16 protein-coding genes are annotated in these 20457 nt (G+C 73.1%); 7 read left to right on the top strand and 9 right to left on the bottom strand.

The features are described from left to right. Positions 1–25 precede the first annotated feature (25 nt). Positions 26–1645, bottom strand: coding sequence for a helix-turn-helix domain-containing protein (locus ACZ5VD_RS14670; protein WP_468682392.1), 1620 nt, complete (start codon positions 1643–1645; stop codon positions 26–28). 210 nt (positions 1646–1855) lie between these two features. On the opposite strand from ACZ5VD_RS14670, the gene ACZ5VD_RS14675 reads away from it, so the two are divergent. The 3 genes from ACZ5VD_RS14675 to ACZ5VD_RS14685 all read left to right on the top strand — a co-directional run bounded on the left by ACZ5VD_RS14675 (position 1856) and on the right by ACZ5VD_RS14685 (position 6509). Then, positions 1856–2167: a hypothetical protein gene (locus ACZ5VD_RS14675; protein ID WP_468554802.1), complete on the top strand. Its 312-nt coding sequence runs from the start codon at positions 1856–1858 to the stop codon at positions 2165–2167. A 24-nt stretch (positions 2168–2191) separates the two neighbouring features. Further along, positions 2192–2956 (top strand): hypothetical protein, encoded by a 765-nt coding sequence (locus ACZ5VD_RS14680; RefSeq protein ID WP_468554801.1) that lies wholly within the window; start codon positions 2192–2194, stop codon positions 2954–2956. 130 nt (positions 2957–3086) lie between these two features. Further along, entirely contained in the window at positions 3087–6509 is a 3423-nt protein-coding gene (locus ACZ5VD_RS14685; protein ID WP_468682393.1) for a S8 family serine peptidase, read from the top strand. Positions 6510–6600: 91 nt separating this feature from the next. Here ACZ5VD_RS14685 and ACZ5VD_RS14690 read toward each other — a convergent pair whose 3' ends face one another. Next, a complete protein-coding gene (locus tag ACZ5VD_RS14690) occupies positions 6601–7857 on the bottom strand; it encodes a helix-turn-helix domain-containing protein (RefSeq protein WP_468682394.1) in 1257 nt (418 codons plus the stop codon). A gap of 213 nt (positions 7858–8070) precedes the next feature. On the opposite strand from ACZ5VD_RS14690, the gene ACZ5VD_RS14695 reads away from it, so the two are divergent. Continuing rightward, a complete protein-coding gene (locus tag ACZ5VD_RS14695; protein ID WP_468554798.1) occupies positions 8071–8829 on the top strand; it encodes a DUF4232 domain-containing protein in 759 nt (252 codons plus the stop codon). Positions 8830–9004: 175 nt separating this feature from the next. Here the strand turns inward: ACZ5VD_RS14695 and ACZ5VD_RS14700 are convergent, their stop codons facing one another. From ACZ5VD_RS14700 to ACZ5VD_RS14720, 5 genes are all read right to left on the bottom strand, one after another. Further along, positions 9005–9676, bottom strand: a complete 672-nt coding sequence (locus tag ACZ5VD_RS14700; RefSeq protein ID WP_468553482.1) for a polysaccharide deacetylase family protein — start codon at positions 9674–9676, stop codon at positions 9005–9007. Next, positions 9673–10362, bottom strand: coding sequence for a glycoside hydrolase family 11 protein (locus ACZ5VD_RS14705; protein WP_468553483.1), 690 nt, complete (start codon positions 10360–10362; stop codon positions 9673–9675). Before ACZ5VD_RS14705 ends, ACZ5VD_RS14700 begins: the two co-directional genes overlap by 4 nt. A 225-nt stretch (positions 10363–10587) precedes the next feature. Beyond that, on the bottom strand, positions 10588–11778 hold the full coding sequence (locus tag ACZ5VD_RS14710; protein WP_468682395.1) for a serine hydrolase domain-containing protein: 1191 nt from the start codon (positions 11776–11778) through the stop codon (positions 10588–10590). A gap of 140 nt (positions 11779–11918) precedes the next feature. Beyond that, positions 11919–12578, bottom strand: coding sequence for a response regulator transcription factor (locus ACZ5VD_RS14715; protein WP_468553556.1), 660 nt, complete (start codon positions 12576–12578; stop codon positions 11919–11921). A gap of 10 nt (positions 12579–12588) precedes the next feature. Further along, complete coding sequence (locus ACZ5VD_RS14720; RefSeq protein WP_468553557.1) at positions 12589–13860, bottom strand: sensor histidine kinase; 1272 nt, start codon at positions 13858–13860, stop codon at positions 12589–12591. 255 nt (positions 13861–14115) lie between these two features. Here ACZ5VD_RS14720 and ACZ5VD_RS14725 point away from each other — a divergent pair, with 255 nt between their 5' ends. From ACZ5VD_RS14725 to ACZ5VD_RS14735, 3 genes are read left to right on the top strand one after another with little or no spacing between them, the layout of a single operon-like run. Beyond that, positions 14116–14322 carry a hypothetical protein gene (locus ACZ5VD_RS14725; RefSeq protein WP_468682396.1) on the top strand — a complete coding sequence of 69 codons (207 nt, stop codon included), beginning with the start codon at positions 14116–14118 and terminating at the stop codon, positions 14320–14322. Next, entirely contained in the window at positions 14319–15035 is a 717-nt protein-coding gene (locus ACZ5VD_RS14730; RefSeq protein WP_468682397.1) for an ABC transporter ATP-binding protein, read from the top strand. Before ACZ5VD_RS14725 ends, ACZ5VD_RS14730 begins: the two co-directional genes overlap by 4 nt. Positions 15036–15040: 5 nt before the next feature. Beyond that, positions 15041–17587, top strand: coding sequence for an ABC transporter permease (locus ACZ5VD_RS14735; RefSeq protein ID WP_468682398.1), 2547 nt, complete (start codon positions 15041–15043; stop codon positions 17585–17587). Positions 17588–17794: 207 nt separating this feature from the next. On the opposite strand, the gene ACZ5VD_RS14740 is transcribed toward ACZ5VD_RS14735, so the two are convergent. Both ACZ5VD_RS14740 and ACZ5VD_RS14745 read right to left on the bottom strand, forming a co-directional pair. Beyond that, the gene (locus ACZ5VD_RS14740) at positions 17795–18700 is read right to left on the bottom strand and encodes a hypothetical protein (protein ID WP_468553488.1); all 906 of its coding nucleotides are present in this window, start codon (positions 18698–18700) and stop codon (positions 17795–17797) included. 2 nt (positions 18701–18702) lie between these two features. Then, positions 18703–20454 (bottom strand): diflavin oxidoreductase, encoded by a 1752-nt coding sequence (locus tag ACZ5VD_RS14745; protein WP_468682499.1) that lies wholly within the window; start codon positions 20452–20454, stop codon positions 18703–18705. Positions 20455–20457 lie beyond the last annotated feature (3 nt).

Raw genomic sequence — 20457 nt, forward strand, 5'->3', positions numbered from 1 at the left:
AGGCTCCGGGCGCGGTCGGGCCCGGTCAGAGGAGGGAGCTGGTACGGCAGTGGCCGGGGATCTCCAGCCAGCGGGCGGCGGCGGTGCGCGCTGCCGGGAGGAAGTCCGTTCCGGCCCGGATCTCGGCCAGCAGGTCGTCGCGGGACGCCATGCCGAGGGCGTAGACCAGGCTCTCCAGGGTGGCCGCGCTCACCGGGTTCCGGCCCCGCAGCCACAGGCCGTGGTGGTGGGCGACGGCGTCGCGCAGGAAGTCGTGGGTGGAGTCGGCGGGGTGGCCGGTGGGGTGGCCGGCCGCCACATGGCCCAGGCCGCGCACGGCGGCGTACGCGGTGCCGCGCGGGACGCCCGGTGTCGTCGCCAGCGACTGCAACAGGTCCCGGTGGCGGTGGTCGCCCAGGACGCGCAGCGCGTCCAGCAGCGGAACCGCCAGTTCCTCGTGCCGGACGGTCATGGGCAGGGCCAGTTCCGCCGCGACCGCGTCCGCCAGCTCCGCCCGGTAGGGCGTGGCCGCGAGCAGGAACGCGGCGTACAACCGGACGTCGAAGACGGCACTGGTGAGCGCCTCGGTGACCAGGATGGTCGGGACGGTGGTGTCGCAGACCCGGTGCGGCTCGACGGCCCTGACCGGTGCGGTCACCCGGCGGATCGCCGCCGCCGACCGTGCCGCGGCGGCCGGGAGACGCGAGCCGACGGCCCGCCCGGCCGGCCCCGCCGCCGTCCCGTGCGGGTCGCGGCCCAGCAGAACGCGGGCGTGTTCGGGGTGTGCCGCGGACAGGTGCCGTCGCAGCGGATCGACCTGGTCACCGAGGGGTCCGGCACCCGAGGAGTCCCGCACCGCGCGGACGAGGGTCTCCAGCTGCGCGGGGTCGAAGTGCCGGTAGCCGACCTTGCGGAAGCACGCCATCACCGCGCCGCGGTGGGCCAAGGGCCCGCTGGGGGAGGCGAGTTCGCCCAGCACCCGGTCGGCGGCGTCGGGGTGACCGCAGTTGTCCAGCGCGCAGATGATCTCGGTGGCCGTCAACCGGGCCCGCCCGGAGGCGAGTTCGGCGCAGACGGCGACGACGGTACGGCCGCCGCGCGGATGGTTCAGCAGCCGGTTGAGGGATTCGAAGCGGAGCATCCACGGGAGGTCGTCGGCGATCACCATCTCCTCGACGAGGCGTTCGGCGATCCGGTACCAGGTGCCGGTCGGCATGAGCACCACGTCGGGCCGGGTGGACAGTCCGTCGGTCAGCTGGTCCCAGTCGTCCCCGGCCATCACCTCGCCGGAGACCGCCTGGTCCAGGAGGTCCTCCAGGGGCCGCACGGCCGGGGCGACCGGAGAGGTGTCCCGGACCGGGCCGGGTGCCAGATAGCGCCACACCGTGCGTGCGGTGGCGGTGAGCAGGTTGTGGGGAAGGCCGAGCAGCTCCTCGTAGCGGCGAACGACGGGCCAGGGTACGGGTGTTCGGCCGGTCTCCCAGCGCGAGACGGTGCTGACGCTCACCTCCCGGCCGTACGCCCCGCCGCGGAACACCGCCGCGAACGCGGGCAGCGACCGGAGGGCGACGTCCTCGCCGAGCAGCCTGTTGACGCGCAGCAACCAGGCCACGCGGGCCCGCCGTCCCAGCCTGGTCCCCGAGCCCTCGGCTAAGTGCGCGCTCATGGCGGACAGTTTGACAGGAGACGGTCGACACCGTGGCAACTCGGTCGATTCCCTGCCCGTCGGCATACCCGATGTCCCGGCGCCGGCCCACGCGCGTTGCAGCGGCCGACGAGCTGTGCAACACACCTGAACGGCCTGTGCCCCGGGCGGTACCAAGAGAGGGCCGGCCCGCTCGGGACGGCGACCGGGAGAGCCGGGAGGGGTGGATTCATGGGAACGACGGTGGGGTTGGCGCATGTGCTGGGGGTGGCGTGCGCGCTGTGGACGTTCAACGCGCGGGCGGGCGGCTCGTTCTGGCAGGGGGTGCCGCCCAGGCTGATGCTGATCAGCCCGGAGTGGACCGCCGTCAGCATCGGCAAGGCCGTCTTCTGGGAGGTCACCCTCGCCGTCTGGCTGCTGAGCGGGCAGCCCGCGTCACCGTGGGGAGTGCGGGACGGCAGCCGTTCGGGGCGGATCTCCCGGCTGAGCCCGGCCGAACGCGCCGCACGCGAACGGGCCGCGCGAGCCGCCCAGGCCGGTTGAGAGAACAGGACACGGGGGCACCTCATGGAACTACTGCGCAGGCTCTTCGGCCCGGCACACCTCCCACCCACCAAGGACGGCTACCAGGCACCCGCCGGCGCTCTCGCGATCGGCTGGCAGTGCCCCGAACCGGACTGCGGGGAGGCCGAGTACTTCGCGGCTCCCCGGCCGACCGTGCCACGGCACTGCCGGGAGTGCGGCAGCGACACCTCCCCGCGCCACGCGTGGCCGTGGCAGCACGGTGAGCGGCGGGCCGAACTCGACGCCCTCCGGCGCCGGGCGGAGCGCGAGGGCGACACCTACCTCGCGCTGCCCGTCCACTTCTACCTGCTGTCCTGGACGTTCGAGGACCACCTGATGGGCGGCGACCGGCACGCCGCTCTCACCGTCCTCGACGACGCCGACGGGCAGTTGCGGGCGACGATGGTCAAGGACCGGCATTTCACCGAGGGCTCGCACCGGATGGTGTTCGTGCTGGGCGCGCTGCGCAGCGGCGACCCGGACCTCGCCCTGCGGGTTCTCGAACCCTGGGTGAACCTGGCCGGCGACCGGGGCCCCGGATACGGCACGGACCTGGAGTCGGACAACGCGAGCCGCACCAACTACCGCAGCCTGGTCGGCTCCTGTCTCGCCTGGCTGGAGGACGGCCGGACGGCACCCCAGTCCCACCCCTCGTACGACAGGGTCGTGGGCTGGGCCCTCGACACGTCCCGGGCGGAACATGTACGGCACTACCTGACCGCCGACCAGACGGTACGGCTGACCCGCCTCGACCCCTACGGCAGGTGACGGGCCCGCCGCCTTTCGCCTGTTCCTGACGCCACGTCAGAAACAAACTCCCTGTTTCGACAACCCGACGGCACCGCGCTCCGTCTCTAGGGCGACCGTTCGTGAGTTTCCCGAAGTGGCAGGAGTTCAGGTGGAGTTACGTGCAAGGCCGAGGCGTGCGGTGCTGGCGGCGGGGGTGGCCTCGACGGCCCTGCTGCTGGCCGGTCTCCCGGGCGGGACGGCCCAGGGCGTGAGCGGCGCCGGTACGGCCGGGGCGGCGGGGACAGCGGGTGCCGGCAAGGCGGCCAAGGCGGCCAGGACGGTGACCCTGGTCACCGGGGACCGGGTCCTGGTCGACGGTGCCGGCCAGGTCACCGGGGTGGTGCGGGCCAAGGGCCGGGAGCGGATGCCGTTCTCCGTCCGGGTGGTCGACGGACACACCCAGGTGGTGCCCGGTGACGCCAAACTGCTCCTGTCCCAGGGCAGGTTGGACAGCAGGCTGTTCGACGTCACCCAGCTGCTGGCGGACGGCTATGACGACGCCGGCCGCTCCGATCTCCCGCTGATCGTCACCTTCCGGGGGAAGAAAGCACCCTCGATGAGCCCGTTCACCGGGGCCGGGGCGCGGCTGGGCCGTGCGCTGCCCGTCGTCAACGGCAAGGCGATACGCCCCGTGAAGGAGCGTGGCGCCGCGTTCTGGAACGCCGTGACCGACAAGGGTGACGGAGCGGTACGGCTCACCGGATCCACCGCCGTCGAGAAGGTGTGGCTGGACGGCAGACGCAAGGCGAGCCTCGACAAGAGCGTGCCGCAGATCGGCGCGCCGACCGCCTGGGCCGCCGGGTTCGACGGCACCGGCACCAAGGTCGCCGTACTCGACACCGGGATCGACACCTCCCACGCCGACCTGGCGAGTCAGGTGATCGAGGAGAAGGACTTCTCCGGCTCCTCCGGCCCCGGCGACAAGTTCGGCCACGGCACCCACGTGGCGTCCATCACTGCCGGTACGGGAGCCGCGTCTCCCGCGGGGGACGGAGGCACGTACAAGGGCGTCGCCCCGGGCGCGAAGCTCCTCAACGGCAAGGTCCTGGACGACAACGGCTTCGGCTCGGACTCCGGCATCATCGCGGGCATGGAGTGGGCGGTGGCGCAGGGCGCCGACGTCGTCAACCTCAGCCTCGGCGGCACGGACCTGCCCGGTATCGACCCGATGGAGGAGACGGTCAACCGGCTCTCCGCCGCGTCGGACGCGCTCTTCGTCATCGCGGCCGGCAACGAGGGCGAGTTCGGCGAGGGGACCGTCGGCTCACCCGGCAGCGCCGACGCCGCGCTCACCGTCGGCGCGGTCGACAAGGACGACCAGCTCGCCGACTTCTCCAGCCGCGGCCCGCGGGTCGGCGACGGCGGGGTCAAGCCCGACCTGACCGCGCCCGGCGTCGCCATCACGGCCGCCGCGGCCGCCGGCAGCGTCCTGGAGGAGGCGTACCCCTCCGACATACCCGGCTACCTCACCATCGACGGCACCTCCATGGCGTCCCCGCACGTCGCGGGTGCCGCCGCCCTCCTCGCCCAGCAGCACCCCGACTGGAGCGGCGAGCGCCTCAAGGCGGTCCTCACCGGCTCCGCGAAGCCGGGCGCGTACAGCTCCTTCCAGCAGGGCACCGGCCGGACCGATCTGGTGCGGGCGCTGGAGCAGAGCGTCGTCACCGAGCAGCAGCCGCTCGACTTCGGCGTCCAGCGGTGGCCGCACACCGACGACACTCCGGTGACCAAGCAGGTGACCTACCGCAACCTCGGTACGGAGCCGGTCACCCTGGACCTGTCCGTCGACGCGTTCGCGGTGGACGGCAAGCCCGCCGCCGAAGGCATGTTCGCGGTGTCGCCGCGGCGGCTCACCGTCCCCGCGGGCGGCGAGGCGAGCGCCGACGTCACCGCCGACGGCGGTGCGGGCGGCACGGACGGCTCCTTCGGCGGCGCGGTGGAAGCCGCCTCGGCCGACGGCAGGGTCCAGGTGCGCACCGCCGTAGGACTGGAGCGCGAGGTCGAGTCGTACGACCTGACGCTGAAGCACCTCGACGAGGACGGCGAGCCGACCGGTGACGCCGTCACCGACGTCATGGGCTCCGACAGCGACTTCTACGCCACCTACGCCGACGAGCGGGACGGCGAGCTGACGGTACGGGTCCCCAAGGGCGCCTACTCCCTCAGCGGGGTGATCCACCCGGACTACACGTCCGCCCGGCACGCCGTGCTGGTGCAGCCGAAGCTGCGGCTGGACAGGGACACCACCGTCACCGTGGACGCCCGGCAGGCGCGGCCGGTGGAGATCACCGTGCCGGACACGGCGGCCGAGAACACCGAGGCCGTCGCCGCGTTCGGCTACGCGCGGGGCGAGGGGCAGCGCCCCGGCGACCTCCAGTACATCCTGCCGACCTTCGAGGGCACCCGGTTCGGGCGGCTCGGCACCGCACAGTCCGAGGACGACGTGTCCGCGCTGTTCGCCGGTGACTGGACCCGCAAGGACGCCGACGGCCGGCCGGTCACCTACCACCTGGGCTGGGACCGCGGGGACGAGATGGGCGGCTTCGCCGCCGCGGTCGAGCAGAAGCGGCTCGCCAAGGTCGACGTCCGGGCGGGCGTACCCGTCGCCGGCAGGAACGCCCAGGTCGAGGTCAGCCCGCACACGGCCGACGGGAGCCTGGTCTTCGGCTACAGCGACCTGCGCGGGGCCCTGCCGCTGCGCACCACCGACTACGTTCTCGACAACGGCGTCAAGTGGTCCTTCCGGATGTGGCAGACCCGCGGCGAGGGCGACGAAAAGGTCGCGGAGAACTTCCTGATGCGGATGCCGCAGACCTGGAAGGCCGGCCGGACCTACCACGAGCAGTTCAACGTCGGCGTCTTCGGACCCGTCCTGAACGGCGCCGACGACGACGGACCGGAACACGGATTCCCCGGTGTGGTGCGCTACGGCAACGTCGTCCGGGCCTATCTGCCGCTGTTCGGCGACGGCGCCGGGCACTGGAACAGCGGCGACCAGACCGTGGTGACGAGCTCCCTCACCGCGGACGGCAAGGAGATCGCCGACGAGTACGGCATCCCGGTGAGCGACGGCGTCACCGAGTACAAGGTCCCCGCCCAGGACAGCACGTACAAGCTGACCCTGGACAGCACCCGGGACGCCGCCGTGTACCCGGTCAGCACCCGCGTCAAGGGCGAGTGGACCTTCCGCTCGGCCACCACCCCCGAGGACGACCCGACCACCCTCCCGCTGTCGGTGGTCCGCTTCTCGCCCGAACTGAGCCTGTCCAGCACGGCGAAGGCGGGCAAGCGGTTCGAGGTGCCCTTCACCATCGGGGGCGCGGCGGCCGGACAGCGGCCCGCGAAGCTCGCCTTCGAGGTGTCGTACGACGAGGGAACCACCTGGCGGTCCACCAAGGCCGTCGGCGGTACGCACCTGTCGCTGAAGCACCCGGCCGAGCCGGGCTCCGTCTCCCTGCGCGTCAAGCTGACCGACCGGGCCGGCAACACGCTGGTCCAGACGATCGAACGCGCCTACCGCACCACGCGGTGACCCCGTAGGTCCGACGGCTTCTGCCCGGCCTCGCCCGAGGCGGCATCCACGCCGTCCCGGGCGAGGCCTCTGCCGCACGTACGGCCTCGGCTCAGCCGGGAATCTCGGGCTCGTACTCGTTCCGCGCCCACTCGGAGGTGCCGAGCGGGTGGTTGTACGCGGGCCGCCCCACGTTCGCGCTGGTCCGGAACGGCCTGCCCCGGTCGTCGATCCGTTCGGTGCCGTGCCGGCCGCCGCTGGTCCAGTCCAGCTCCAGATACCAACTCACGTTGTGCGCCCGTGCGTCGGCGAAGACGTAGAAGACCTCGGGGTCGGACTCGCTCACCTTGTACGGGAAGTCCCGCTGCCCGGTCCGCGGCGAGATCGCGGGCCGCCCGGCATCGAGGTCCACGCCGAACGCCGTCGTCTCCACGCCGCCACCGCACCCGACGCCCATCTCGAAGTCGTTCCAGGCGAGCGGGGCGCTCTTCTCCACCACCCGCACATGCAGTTCCTCCAGGACGACGGTCGCCTTCCCGGTGCCCTGAACGGTCAGTGCGAGCATCTGCTGCCCGGCGGCGACCGCGCCGAGCGCGGTGACCCACCCGCGCGCGTCCTGCTCGACCGGCGGCGGAGGCACCTGCTCGGGCTCCTGGTCGACCAGGTAGTGCTGGCTGCACGGGTCTTCCCACTTGTACGCGTCGACGGCGATGCCGGGCGCCGTGGCCCCGTCCTCGGCACCGCCGCCCTGCACCGCTCCGGCCGCACCGCTCCGCGACGCGGAGGGAGTGGCGGAGGCGGAGGCCGAGGCCGAGGCAGTGGGGCTGCCGCCGGTGGCCTTCGCGTCGGGCGACCCGGAGGCGCCGGGGCTGGTGGCGACGGACCTGGAGGCGGCCCCCACGGGCTGCTTCCCGCCCTGGTCGGCCCGGCCGTCGTCGGACACGAGATGCACCACCAGCGCCGCCGACACGAGAGCGGCGACCACGGCGGAGGCGGCGAGGACGACGGTGCGCCGACTCCGGCGCGGCGCCTGCCGTTCCTCAGGGTCGGGGAGAGGGGCAGGCGCGGGAGCAGGAGCAGGGACTGTGGTTGTGGTGGTGGCAGGGGCTGCGGTCTGGTCGGCTTTCCGCCCTCGCCGGGCGTCCGCGAGGATCCATCGCCGGTGCAGCTCCACCAGTTCCTCGGGCGTCGCCCTGCACACCCGGGCGAACCGCTCCACGGGCGCGTAGTCCGTCGGTACGGCGTCCCCGTTGATGTACCGGTGAAGCGTGGACGTACTGGTGTGCAGCCGCTTCCCGAGCACCCCGTAGCTGAGCCCGGACCGCTCCTTCAGCCGGCCGAGCAGCTCCGAGAACTCGTCCCCCGCCACTGTTCCTCCCTCTCCCCGTGTCCCGGGACCGCGTTCCAAGGGGAGGCCGTTCCCCCAGGTCAGAGCCGTTCCAGCGTTCCAGCGTTCCGTATCGTCCGGCGGTGGTGGCGGCCGGGACGGATCGGCGGACAAGCTCAGGCCATCCAAGCACGCCGCTCCCGGCACCCGGTCGAGCGGCCCGCACCAACTGCCGTACCGCACCAGGGAGATCACATGTCCGCTCGTATCCACCGCACCCTCCGTGGCCGCCTCCTCGCCGCGGCCGCGCTCACGGCCGTCACGCTGACGCTGACGGCGTGCGACAACGGAGAGGGCACCCGCGACGAGGGTGCTTCGTCGGAGTCCACGTCGTCGCCCGCGGCGGTCGCGTCGCCTTCGACGGGTGTGACCGGAGCGACCGGCGGTACGTCGAAGGGGGCGGGGCAGACGGTGCCGGCGGGCTCGGCCTCGAAGGGCTCCTCTGGGGCCTCGGGATCGACCGGTTCGACGGGGTCCTCCGGCTCGAAGGGATCGGCGGGGGCGAACGGCTCCGGGTCCGGGGCCGGTTCAGACTCCGCCGTCCTCTCCAAGTGCTCGACCACCGCCACCAGGACGACCGCCACGGTGGTCTCCCGTCCGCTGAACCACCTGCTCCTCACCGTCACCAACACCGGCTCGAAGAACTGCGACCTGGTCTCCTACCCGGCCGTCCGGTTCGGCGAGGCCCAGTCCGTCCCGCCGGCCTTCGAGGACTCCAAGCCGCAGGCCGTGGTCACGCTGGCCCCCGGTGAGTCGGGCTACGCCAGCGTCCTGCTCTCGGCCGCGGACGGCAGTGGCTCAGGCGGCTACACCGCCAAGTCCCTTGAGGTCTACTTCGACAGGAGTGCCACGAGCGCGGCCCGCCCGGCGCTCCCCGCGAAGGGCGTTCACGTCGACGACTCGATCGGCGTCTCGTACTGGCAGTCGACCATGGCCGACGCCCTGGAGTGGTGACGGGCAGCAGGTGGTGGGGGGGGGGGGGGGGGGGGGGGGGGGGCAGAGAGCAGGGCCTTTTGGTGGTTTTTGTGGAGGGGGGGGGCCGGGAAGGTACTGCCCCCCCACGCCATGGGTGCGTTCTCGTGCGGTGGTCGACGGGGGTGGGGGACGGGGGTGGGGGTGGGGAACGGGGTCAGGCGGCCACCGCGCGGCCGGTCTGGGGGGAGATGCGGCCGGCGCACAGACCGCGGGCGGCCAGGCCCTGTGCGATGCGCGGTACCGCGGCGAGCGTGTTGGCGGACCAGTCGTGCATGAGGATGACCTGCCCGTTGGTGAGCCGGCCGGCCGCCTGCACGATGGCGTCGCTACTGGCGCCGTTCCAGTCCTGCGAGTCGACGTCCCAGATGATCTGGGTCAGCCCGTACTTGGCCGCGACGGCCTTCACCGTCGCGTTGGTCTCGCCGTACGGCGGCCGGAACAGCACCGGAGTGCCGCCGCCCGCGTTGGCCACGGCCTGCTGGGTCCGGGAGAGCTCCGAGTCGATCTGCGTCTGGCCGAGCTGGGTCAGATGCGGGTGGGTGTAGCTGTGGTTGCCGACCCACATGCCGGCGTTCACCTGGGCGCGGACCAGGGACGGGTTGGCGGCGGCGTACTGGCCCTGGTTGAACATCGTGGCCCGCAGCCCGTTGCGGGTGAGGGAGTTGAGCAGGGCCGTCGTGTTGCCGGACGGGCCGTCGTCGAAGGTGAGCCCGACGTATCCGTTGCAGGCGGCGGCCCGCGCCGGGGCGGCGTCGGCCGTGCCGGCGGTGAGGGTGCTCGCGACGACGGCCGCCACGCACAGGGAGCGTGCCGCGAGACTCGTCATGAGGACACCGTGATGGCGGAGTTGCCGCTGCTCTGGTACCCCTCGGTCGCGAGGATCATGTAGTTGAAGGAGCCCAGCGGCATCCCCGCCCTGGCCCAGGCGTCGAAGTGGTTGCCGGTGGTGATGGTGCCGCCGGTCCGCTTCGACTGCCGGACGCTCCAGTACTGGTTGAACGTCCTAATACCCTCGATGGAGGGGGCGTTGTACCGGGTGGTCTGGTAGATGTCGTAGGTGCCGCCGTCGCTGGTGACCGTGCCCTTGTACGTGCCCGTGGGCCGGTAGGTGCCCCAGTTGTCGACGACGTAGTACTCGACGAGCGGGTTCTGCGACCAGCCGTAGAGCGTCAGGTAGGCGTTGCCGGAGGGGTTGAAGCTGCCCGAGTAGGTCACGCTCCGGCGCGAGCCGGTGCTCCAGCCCTTTCCGGCGACGAAGTTGCCGGTGTTCCGCCAGGTGGTGCTGTATTTGCCGCCGGCGGCCAGGGTCATGGAGACCGTGCCCGGGGCGTCGGTCCAGAACGAGTAGTAGTGGCCGTTGTCGGTGCCGGTCCGGTTCGAGGTGACGACGGTGTCGGCGTGTGCCGTGCCGGGCAGCATGAGCGCGGCCAGGGCGACCAACAGGGTGGTGCAGAGGCCGTTGACGAGCAGCCTGAGCCGGGGTGCGGGTGCGGGTGCGGGTGCGTGGTTCATCTGTCTCCTCCTCTGTCTCGTGAGGGCTGTCAACGGCGACAGTGTTGGCCGGGACACGTCAGCTGTCAATAGTTTCGGTGTGCTCTTCGAAACATTCGGAAGGGGTTTAGGGCCTCCCATCTGGCTTTATTGGGTCGACATTTGATAGCGGTCGAGAGGTCGATCAAATGCCCCAGTCCCATTGCTCCGAATGTTTCGATCGAATCTTTCGAACGTTCCGAGGGGCTACTTCCTGCCGGGCGCGCAGAGTTCCTTGTCGATCAGGTTGTTCTGCGCCATCTCGGTGGAGAGGTCGGGAGCGCCGTCGCCGGTCGCCTCCAGGACGACGACACGGCGGCCGTCCGCGCTGACGCCGTCCCGGGTGGTGTAGCCGACCAGGTCACCGGCGTGGCTGTAGTACACCCCGCCACAGGTCAGCGGGATCTCCATCAGGCCGAGGCCGTAACGGGCGCCGGGCCACACCGGATCGAGGTCGGCGGCCCGTACCGTCTGCTTCATCTCGGCCAGTTGGGCCCGGTGCAGCAGCCGGCCGCCCAGCAGCGCCGAGAAGAAACGGCTCAGGTCACCGGTCGTGCTGATCATGGCGCCGGCCGCGCCCGCCGCGGTCGGGTTGAACTCGGTGACGTCGATCGCCGGGGCGGACTCGCCGAAGGCCGAGTAGCCGCGCAGGTGCGGGCCCGCGATGCGGGGATCGGCGTCGGGGGCCGTGGTGTCGCGCAGGCCCAGCGGCCGGACGATGCGCCGGGTCACCTCCTGCTGCCAGCTCCGGCCCGTGGCCTTCTCGATGATCATCCCGGCGAGGACGTAGTTGGTGTTCGAGTACGCCCACTTGGCGCCGGGCGCGAAGTCCGGGGCGTGCCGCATCGCGATGCCCACCAGCTGCTCGTCGCTCCAGGTCGTGTAACGCCCGGCCTGGTAGCCCTCCTTGCTGGCGATCACGGGGAAGTCGCCGGTGTAGTTGAACAGTCCGCTGGTGTGGTTCAGCAACTCCCGTACGGTGATGGCGTTTCCGTCGTTGCCGTTGCCGGCCACCACGCCCGGCAGCCAGCGCTCCACGGAGTCGTCCAGCGACACACGGCCCTCGCCGACCAGTTGCAGCAGCACCGTGGCGACGAACGTCTTGGTGGTGCTGGCGATCCGGAACCGGTGGTCGGCGCGGACCGCCTCGCCGGTGGTGGTGTCGGCCACCCCTGCGGTGGCCGACCGCTTGCCGCCCGGGCCCGTCGACCGGGCGACGACACCGACGGTGCCGGTCCTCCGGATGGCGTCCACGCTCTCCTGGAGCCGGCCCTGAGGGCCGACCGTGGTCGTGCCGCGGCCGGTGTCCGGGGCGCCGACGGCCGGGGTCGTGAGGCCGAGGCCGAGGGCGGTCAGCGTGGCGACCAGGGCCGTGGTGGTGAGGTGACGCTTCGTCATGAGCTGCTGTCCCCTTGCACGTTGGTGTCGTCCGCCCGGTGCCGAGCGGTGCGATCACCAACCTAGGGAGAGGACGCGGGACCCACGATCACGCCAGCTGCCCGGTCCGTCGTACAGCCTGCTGTACCTCCACCGTCGTCTCACGCCAGCCGGCGGACGTCCTCCAGGTACCGCAGGACCGCGGCGACCCGGCGGTCCACCTGGTCGGCGGGGGACAGGTCGAGCTTGGCGAAGATGCTGCGGATGTGTTTGTGGACGGCGCCCTCGGTGACGACGAGCCGTTCCGCGACGGCCGTGTTGCCCAACCCCTCGGCCATCAGGGCCAGTACGTCGCGTTCGCGGGGGCTGAGCCGTTCCAGGCGGGGGTCCTGGCGGGAGCGGGTGAACAGCTGGGCGACGACCTCGGGGTCGATGGCGGTGCCGCCGCCCGCCACCCGGTGCAGGGCGTCGAGGAACTCCTCCACGCGCCCGACGCGTTCCTTGAGCAGATAGCCGAGGCCGGTGACACCGCCGCCGAGCAGCTCGGTGGCGAAGCTCTGCTCGACGTACGCGGACAGTACGAGGACGGCCAGGTCGGGCCGTCGGCGCCGGGCCTCGACGGCCGCGACGATCCCCTCGTCGGTGTGGGTCGGCGGCATCCGTACGTCGAGGATGGCGACGTCCGGCCGGTGTTCGTCGATGGCGGCGAGGATCCCGTCCGGGGTACCGGCGGTGGCCACCACGTCGAGGCCCTCGGCCCGCAGCAGCAGGGCGAGCCCCTCGCGCAGCAGCGGGTCGTCCTCGGCTATCACGATCCGCAGGGCACGGGCGTCACGATCCACAGGGCAGGTCCACTTCAAGGGTTGTCGGGCCGCCGGGCGGGCTGGCGAGAGTGAGGCTACCGTCGAGCGCCGCGACGCGGCGGCGCATCCCGGTGAGTCCGGAACCGCCGTCCTCGTCGGCGCCGCCCCGGCCGTCGTCCTCGACGCGCAGCCGCAGCCGGCCGCCCCGACCGCGGGCCGTCACCGTGGCGTTGCGGGCACCGCTGTGCTTGGCGATGTTGGTCAGCGCCTCGGCCACCACGAAGTAGGCGGTCGCCTCGACGGAGGCGGCGCAGCGCGCGGGCACGTCGACGTCGATCCGGCAGGGCACTCCGCACTCCGCCGCCAGCCCCGAGAGCGCACCGGCCAGCCCACGGTCGTCGAGCACCGGCGGCAGGATGCTCCGGGAGACCGTACGCAGCTCCGCCAGGGCCTGTTCGGCGGCGGACTGGGCGCGCTCCAGGAGCTCGTCGGCACCGGCGGGGTCGCGGGCCACCATGCGGCGGGCCGCGCCGAGCAGCACGGTGACGCTGACGATGCGGTTCTGCGTGCCGTCGTGCAACGAGCGCTCGATACGGCGCAGTTCGGTGGCGTGCGCGTCGAGGGCGGCGGCCCGGGTGGCCGTCAGCTCCGCGACGCGCAGCGAGAGATCGACGTCGGGTCCGGCGGCGAGAAGGTGCCGGCCGGGCCGCGCCTGCAGCCGGGCCATGCCGGGGCCGAGCCCGACGATGATGATGATCCAGCTCAGGCCCAGCAGGCACACGGCGAGGGCGTCGGGCCAGGACCGCGCGGAGCCGATCCCCAGGGACGTGGCGGTGGTGTTCGCGGGCATGAACGACCAGTACAGCGGAAAGGCGCTGTCCCGCACGGCGGAGAGCGGCAGCAGGACACCGAGCACCCCGAGAAGCAATCCGAGGGTCGCGTGCCGGACCAGCCAGCGCAGTTCCCGCCGGGTGGTCGGGTCGACCAGGGCGGCCCGCAGCCGGGTCGGCGGGGGCTCCGGGGCGATCACCTCCGGGCCCCAGCGGGCGAGCCGCCGGCGCTCCCGTCCGGCGACGGCGTGCAGCGCGCGCAGCACGGCGGGCGCCATCAGCAGCCCCACCCCGATGAAGGTCACGGCGGTGACGGCCGTCCAGAGCAGCACCAACAGGGCGAGCAGGGCCGTGCCGAGCCCGGACGTCAGCTGTCCGAGCGCGGCGCCGGCGGCGCCCAGGGCGCTCCGGGCGATGTCCTTGGGACGCGCGCGCCCGTCGCCGGCGGCGGTGTTCCGGTGGGACGCCATGCCCTGGTCGGCCGCCCTGTCCTGGCGGGTCGCCCTGTCCTGGTGGGTTGCCATCCACCCTCCCTCAGTCGCCAACGACCCTATGCCGACCGGCGGTTCGCGGATGGCTCCCGGGCCGGGAAGTACAGCCTGCTGTACCTGGGCCGGGCGGGCTGCGGGATCGGCCGACAGGGGTGCTGATCCATAGCGTCGGTGACGACACCGCGGCCAGCGCGAACAGCGCGAACACCGCACCGGAACACGGGAGATGACCCCATGACGAACCTGCCTGTCGAGCCCGACCGCCTCACCCGGGGGGACGTGGCCCGCACCCTTCTCTGGATCGTGATCGTGCTCAGCGCGGTCACCAACATGGCGGCCTCCTACGGCGGGGCGAACACCGTGGTGCACCTGGCCTGCGGTGCCGTCACCGTGCTCTGCGGCGGCGCCCTCGTCGTGCGCGCTCTGCGGGGCCGTCGATGAACGCCATCGCCCTCGCGGACGTCACCAAGGAGTACGCGGGCGGGGTACGCGCCCTCGACGGGGTGTCCCTCACCGTGGAGCGCGGCACGTTCCTCGCCGTGATGGGGCCCTCCGGGTCCGGCAAGAGCACGCTGATGCACTGCGCCGCCGGGCTGGACTCCCCGACGTCGGGGAGCATCCGCATCGACGGCCGGGAGATCGGCGGGCTGAACGAGACCCGGCGGACCGAACTGCGCCAGGAACGCGTCGGGTTCGTGTTCCAGGCGTACAACCTGATCCCCTCGCTCAGCGTCGAGGACAACATCACGCTGCCGCTGCGGCTGGCGGGACGTACCCCCGACCGGGACTGGATGCGGACGCTGGTGCACCGGGTCGGGCTCGACGACCGGCTCGCCCACCGGCCGGCCGAGCTCTCCGGCGGCCAGCAGCAACGGGCCGCCGTCGTCCGGGCGTTGGTGGCCAAACCGGCCGTCGTGTTCGCCGACGAGCCGACCGGCGCGCTGGATCTGCGCAGCGCCCACGAGGTCCTCGACCTGCTGCGGGACCTGGTCGACGAGCTGCGTCAGACGGTGGTGATGGTCACCCACGACCCGGCCGCCGCGGCCCGCGCCCACGAGGTCCTGGTGATGGCCGACGGCCGGGTCGTCGAGTCCCTCCTCGCGCCGAAGGCCCCCGAACTGGCCCGCCGGCTGGTCGCCCTGGGAGAGGTGTGAGCGGCATGTTCCGTCTCGCGATACACATGGCCGGATACCGGATCGCCGCGCTGATCGCCGTGGCGTGCGCGGTCCTCGGCGGTGCCGCCCTGATGACCGGCACCGGGGTACTGGCCGAGTCCGGCCTGCGCTCCCACCTCCCGCTCGGCCGGCTGGCCGGCGCGGACGTCGTCGTCGCCGCCGACCAGGAGATCCACCCGGGCGACGGTCTGCCGCTCGCGCTCCCCGAACGCCGTACGGTCCCCGCCCGCCTCGTCGCCGAACTGTCCGGCCTGTCCGGGGTCGAGGCCACGGTCGGCGACATCGGCTTCGCCGCCGCCCTGGTCGACGCCCGCGGCACGGTCGTGCCGAGCGCGGATCCCGCGTCGGCGGGCCACGGCTGGTCCTCCACCGTCCTGTCGGCACCACGGCGGATCGACGGCGAGGCGCCCACCGGGTCCGGCGAGATCGCCGTGGACGGCGCCACCGCCGCCGCGGCGGGCGTCCGGGTGGGCGACACCGTCGAGGTCGTCGCCGTCGGCCGCCCCGCCACCGGCTACCGGGTCTCCGCGGTGGTCGACGCCCCGGGCGCCGGGATCCTCTTCGCGGACCGGACCGCCGCAGCACTGTCGGGTCGCGCGAGCGGCGACAGCGGGCCGCGCGCCGGAACCGTCGACCTGATCGGCCTGCGCACCGCACCCGGCGCGACGGACCGGGTCGCCGCCGAGGTCCGGACGACACTGCGGGGCACCGGGCTGCTGACGGTCACCGGCGCGGACCGCGGCGACCTGGTCTCCCCCGGCGCGGGCGCCTCCCGCTCCCTGCTGATCCTGCTCGCCGGTTCGCTCTCCGGGATCATCCTGCTGATCACCGGGTTCGTGATGGCCGGCGCGCTGGCCGTGTCGATCGGCGGGCAGCGCCGCGACCTGGCGCTGATGCGGGCCGTCGGGGCGACTCCCCGGCAGATCCGCCGACTTGCCACCGCCCAGGCCGCCGTCATCGCGGCCGTGGCGCTCGTGCCCGGCGTGGGCCTCGGCTATCTGCTGGCCGAACAGTTCCGCGGGCTGCTGGCGGACCGGGCCGTGATCCCGCCCGAACTCCCCCTCACCTACAGTCCGTTGCCGGCCGCGGCGACGATCCTCCTCACCTTCCTGACCGTCCAGCTGTCGGCCCGGGGCGCGGCCTGGCGCACCTCCCGCATGCCGGCCACCGAGGCGGTCGCGGAGTCCCGCAGCGAACCCCGCGACCCGTCGAGGGCCCGAACCCGCGCCGGACTCCTCCTCATCGTCGCCGCGACGGCCATGTCGACCCTGCCGCTCTTCTCCCGCACGATCATCGGCGCCACCGGCACCTCCATGGCGGGCATCGTCGGCGCGATCGGCCTGGCCCTGTCCGGCCCGGCCCTCGTCCGGCGCGTCGGAGCCACCGCGTCCCGGCTCACCGGCTCCCGCTCCTCCGCCCCGACCTGGCTGGCGATGTCCAACGTCCGTGCCTACGCCCTGCGCAACGCCGGGATCGTCAGCACCCTGGCGATGGCCGTCATGTTCGTCCTGACCTACACCTTCGCCCAGACCACGGTGCTGGCCGCCACCACGTCCGACACCCGCACCGGCACCCTCGCCCAACAGCGCCTGAGCGCCCCGGGGCTGGGCGGCCTGCCGGACGGCACCCTCACCGCCGTACGCGAGAGTCCCGGTGTCCGGGCGGCGGCGCCCGTCGGCACCACCACCGTCGTGTGGACCTACGACCAGTTCGGCGAGCCGACGACCGAGTCCGGCTCCGCGATGATCCTCACCCCGGACGCGGCAGACGTCCTCGACCTCGACGTACGCGACGGCAGCCTCACCGCTCTCACCGGCGCCACCGTCGCCGTCAGCAGCGAAGTCGCCCGCTCCCGCGGAGCCGAACCGGGCAGCAGGGTGAACCTGGTCCTCGGCGACGGCACACCGGTCATCGCCAAGGTCGTCGCCGTGTACGCCCGAGGCCTCGGCTTCGGCGAGGTCGCCCTCTCCCGGGACCTCGCGGCCGGCCACACCACGACCACCCTCGACCAGTCCCTCCTGGTCCGCACCGACGGCACGGACACGGCCCTGCGCGGCCTCACGGACCTGGCCGCGTCCCGCCCCGGCCTGAGCGTCCAGGACACGGACCCCACCGTCGACACCCTGGACGACGCCCCGCCCGAGGTGTGGATCAACCTGGCGGTCATCGTGGTCCTGCTCGTCTACCTGCTGCTCAGCATCGCCAACAAGCTCGTCGCCGCCACCGCCCAGCGCGGCGTGGAGATGGGCGCCCTGCGCCTCAACGGCACCACACCCCGGCAGATCCGCGCCATGATGCGCCGCGAGGCCGCCGTCACCGCAGCCACCGCCCTCGTCACGGCCCTCCTCCTCTCCGCCGTCCCCCTCGCCCTTCTGGGCCAGGGCTTCCTGGGCCGCCCCTGGCCCGCGGGCCCGGCCTGGCTCCTGCCGGCCCTGGCCCTCACGGTCACGGCCACGGCCTTCCTCACCATCGAACTCCCCACACGACGGGCCCTGCGGACGGCCCCCGCCGACGCGGTCCGGGGACAGTGAGGCACCTCGTGCGACCGTCCAACTCCGGAACAGGCAGTGGCAGTTCATCCCGCCTGTGCATCCGGGGGCGGAGGCCGGTGAACCGTCCTGCCGCATCCGGCATGCGACGGGTCGACCCACACGAACACCCGACGCACCGCCGTGGCCGACGACGACGCCACCACGCCGAAAGGGCCCGACATGTCTCACCGACGCCCCACGACAGGCCTAGGCATCCGGCAGCGACGCCGCGAGGTGTTCCCACGCCGTGTGCACGTCCTGCCCCACGATCCCGAACTGGGTGATGACCGCGACGCAGCGCCCGTCCTCGTCGTCGAGTTCGATGGCCGAGGTCGGGCCGTGGGCGGCGGTGGAGCGGACCAGGTGGCAGGCGTGCACGCCCGCGAGGTCGATCTCGACCGAGCTGTCCGCGAGGGCCGCGAACACCCGCCCGCCGACGGTCCGGTCGGTGACGTGCACGGGGCCGACGCACGCCTGCAGGGCGGCCGGGCCGAACACCGCGACGCCGATGGGCAGTCCGACGGCGCAGACGTGGTCGAACACCGACGCCACGACGTCGGCCGGGATCGGCCGGTGCGCGCCGCGGTAGCGGTGGAACGCCGCGCGCCGGGCCGCCCCGCCGTCCACGAGGACCGCGTCGAGCTGGGCGAGCTGGTCGCCGTTCTCCCAGGCCGGTACAGCGGGGGGCGTGGACGGACCGGCGGTCCGCGCCCCGGCGTGCACCGTGGGCGCGAGTCCCGCCAGCAGCCGGTCCCCCTCGGAGAGCAGCCGCCCCTGGTGCACGGTCCGGCCGTCCGCGTCGAGCAGCCGCACGGCTACGGCGCCCTCGTCCCGCGCGAGGACGGCCGAGGCGACACCGTCGCCGTCGAGGCGCAGCGTGATCGAGCCCGGGTGGACGGCGAACGCGTCGCCGCGCAGGCTCGGGACCGTATAGCTCCCGGCCTGGTCGATGCGGGCGACCGGCCCTCCGGTGACGGCCTGGACGTACTGGAAGAGCGTCAGGCAGCGCGCGAGTTCCGGCATCCGCGCGTCGATCAGCCGCACGCCGCTGTCCCGCCGGCCGCAGCACGTCGCGAACGCGCAGTGCGGGTGGGCGCCGTGGTGGTCCGTCATGCTCAGTACACGTCCCGTACGTAGCGCTTCGCCCGGCGCAGCTCCGCCAGGTACTCCGCGGCGTCGTCGTCCCCGCGTCCGCGCTGCTCGGCGACGACGCCCAGCAGTGCCGCCTCGACATCCTTCGCCATGCGCGAGGCGTCGCCGCAGACGTAGACGTGGGCCCCGTCCTCCAGCCAGCCGTACAGCTCCCGCGACCGCTCGCGCATCCGCGTCTGCACGTAGACCTTCTCGGCCTGGTCGCGCGAGAACGCCAGGTCCAGTTCGGTGAGCACGCCCCGCTCCCGCAGCAGGATCAGCTCGTCCTCGTAGACGAAGTCCGTCTCGCGGTGCCGGTCGCCGAAGAACAGCCAGTTGCGCCCGGCCGCACCCCGCGCGGCCCGCTCGTGCAGGAAACCGCGGAACGGCGCGATGCCCGTGCCGGGGCCGATCATGACCATCGGGGCGTCGTCGTCGGCCGGGACGCCGAAGGAGGCGTTGGGCTGGGGGTAGATGCCCACGGTCGCGCCCTCGCCGCCCACCCGGTCCGCGAGGTAGGTCGACGCGACCCCCTCGTACCTGCCGTACCGGACGGACGCGACGGTGAGGTGGACGCGGTCCGGGTGGGCGAGCGGGCTCGACGAGATCGAGTACTGGCGGGCCTGCAACGGCCTGAGCAGCGGCAGGAGTTCGGCCAGGTCCGGGGCGGCGGAACCGGCGTCCCGGAGCAGGTCCAGCACGTCCCGGCCCCAGAGCCAGGAGTCGAGGTCGGACCGGTCGCCGTGCGCGACGACCGACGCGAGTTCGCCGGCCGGCGCCCGTTCGACGAGGTCGGCCACCAACTCCTTCGACGGGGTACGGATCTCGCGCCCGGTGCGCAGCAGCTCGGCGGCCTCCTCGTCGCCGCCCGCACCCAGGTGCTCCAGGAGCGCGCCGACCAGGGAGTCGTCGTTCAGCGGTACGACGGCCAGCGCGTCCCCGGCCCGGTAGGTGATGCCGCTGTCGCCGAGGTCGAACTCGTAGTGGCGGATCTCCTTCGCGCTGCGCGGGGAGGACAACAGCCTGTTCACCGCGAGCCGGGAGGGGTAGGGGGTGCGCTTGTTCCAGGGGGAGCGGGCCGGGGAGGCCGTACCAGCCCCCGCGCCGGCCCCAGCCCCAGTCCCAACACCCGCGCCCGCGCTCGCATCCGCGCTCGTGCCCGTCTCGGCCACGAGCCGTTCCAGGACCGTCGCCGTCCACCCCGCCGCCGGCTCCTCGAAGTCGATGTCGCAGTCGACGCGTTCGTGCAGCCGGCCCGCCCCGAGCTGTTCCAGCCGCGTGTCGATGAGCTTCGCCGCCTGGCAGAAGTCGTCGTAGCCGCGGTCGCCGAGCCCGAGGACCGCGTACCGCAGACCTTCGAGGCGCGGGGCCGTGTCGGACTGGAGCGCCTCCCAGAACAGCCCGGCGTTGTCCGGGAGTTCGCCCTCGCCGTACGTCGAGGTGACGACGAGCACATGGGACATCGCGGCGAGCCGCTCGGGCGTGACGTCGTCCAGCGCGGTGGCGGTGGAGCCGAGGCCGCGGGCGCGGGCCCCGGCGACGAGTTCGGCGGCGAGGAACTCGGCGTTCCCGGTCTGGGTGCCGAACAGGACGTCGATCGTCGCCGCGGGCGTGTCCCCCGGCGCGGTGTCCCGGCGTCCGGCGGCCGCGATACCGGCGATGAACCCGGCGAGCCAGGCCTCCTGCTCGGCGGAGAACGGCGCGTCGGCCGGGATGAGGGACCCGGTCGGGGGCATGAG

The sequence above is a fragment of the Streptomyces sp. NPDC032822 genome, from assembly GCF_055578825.1.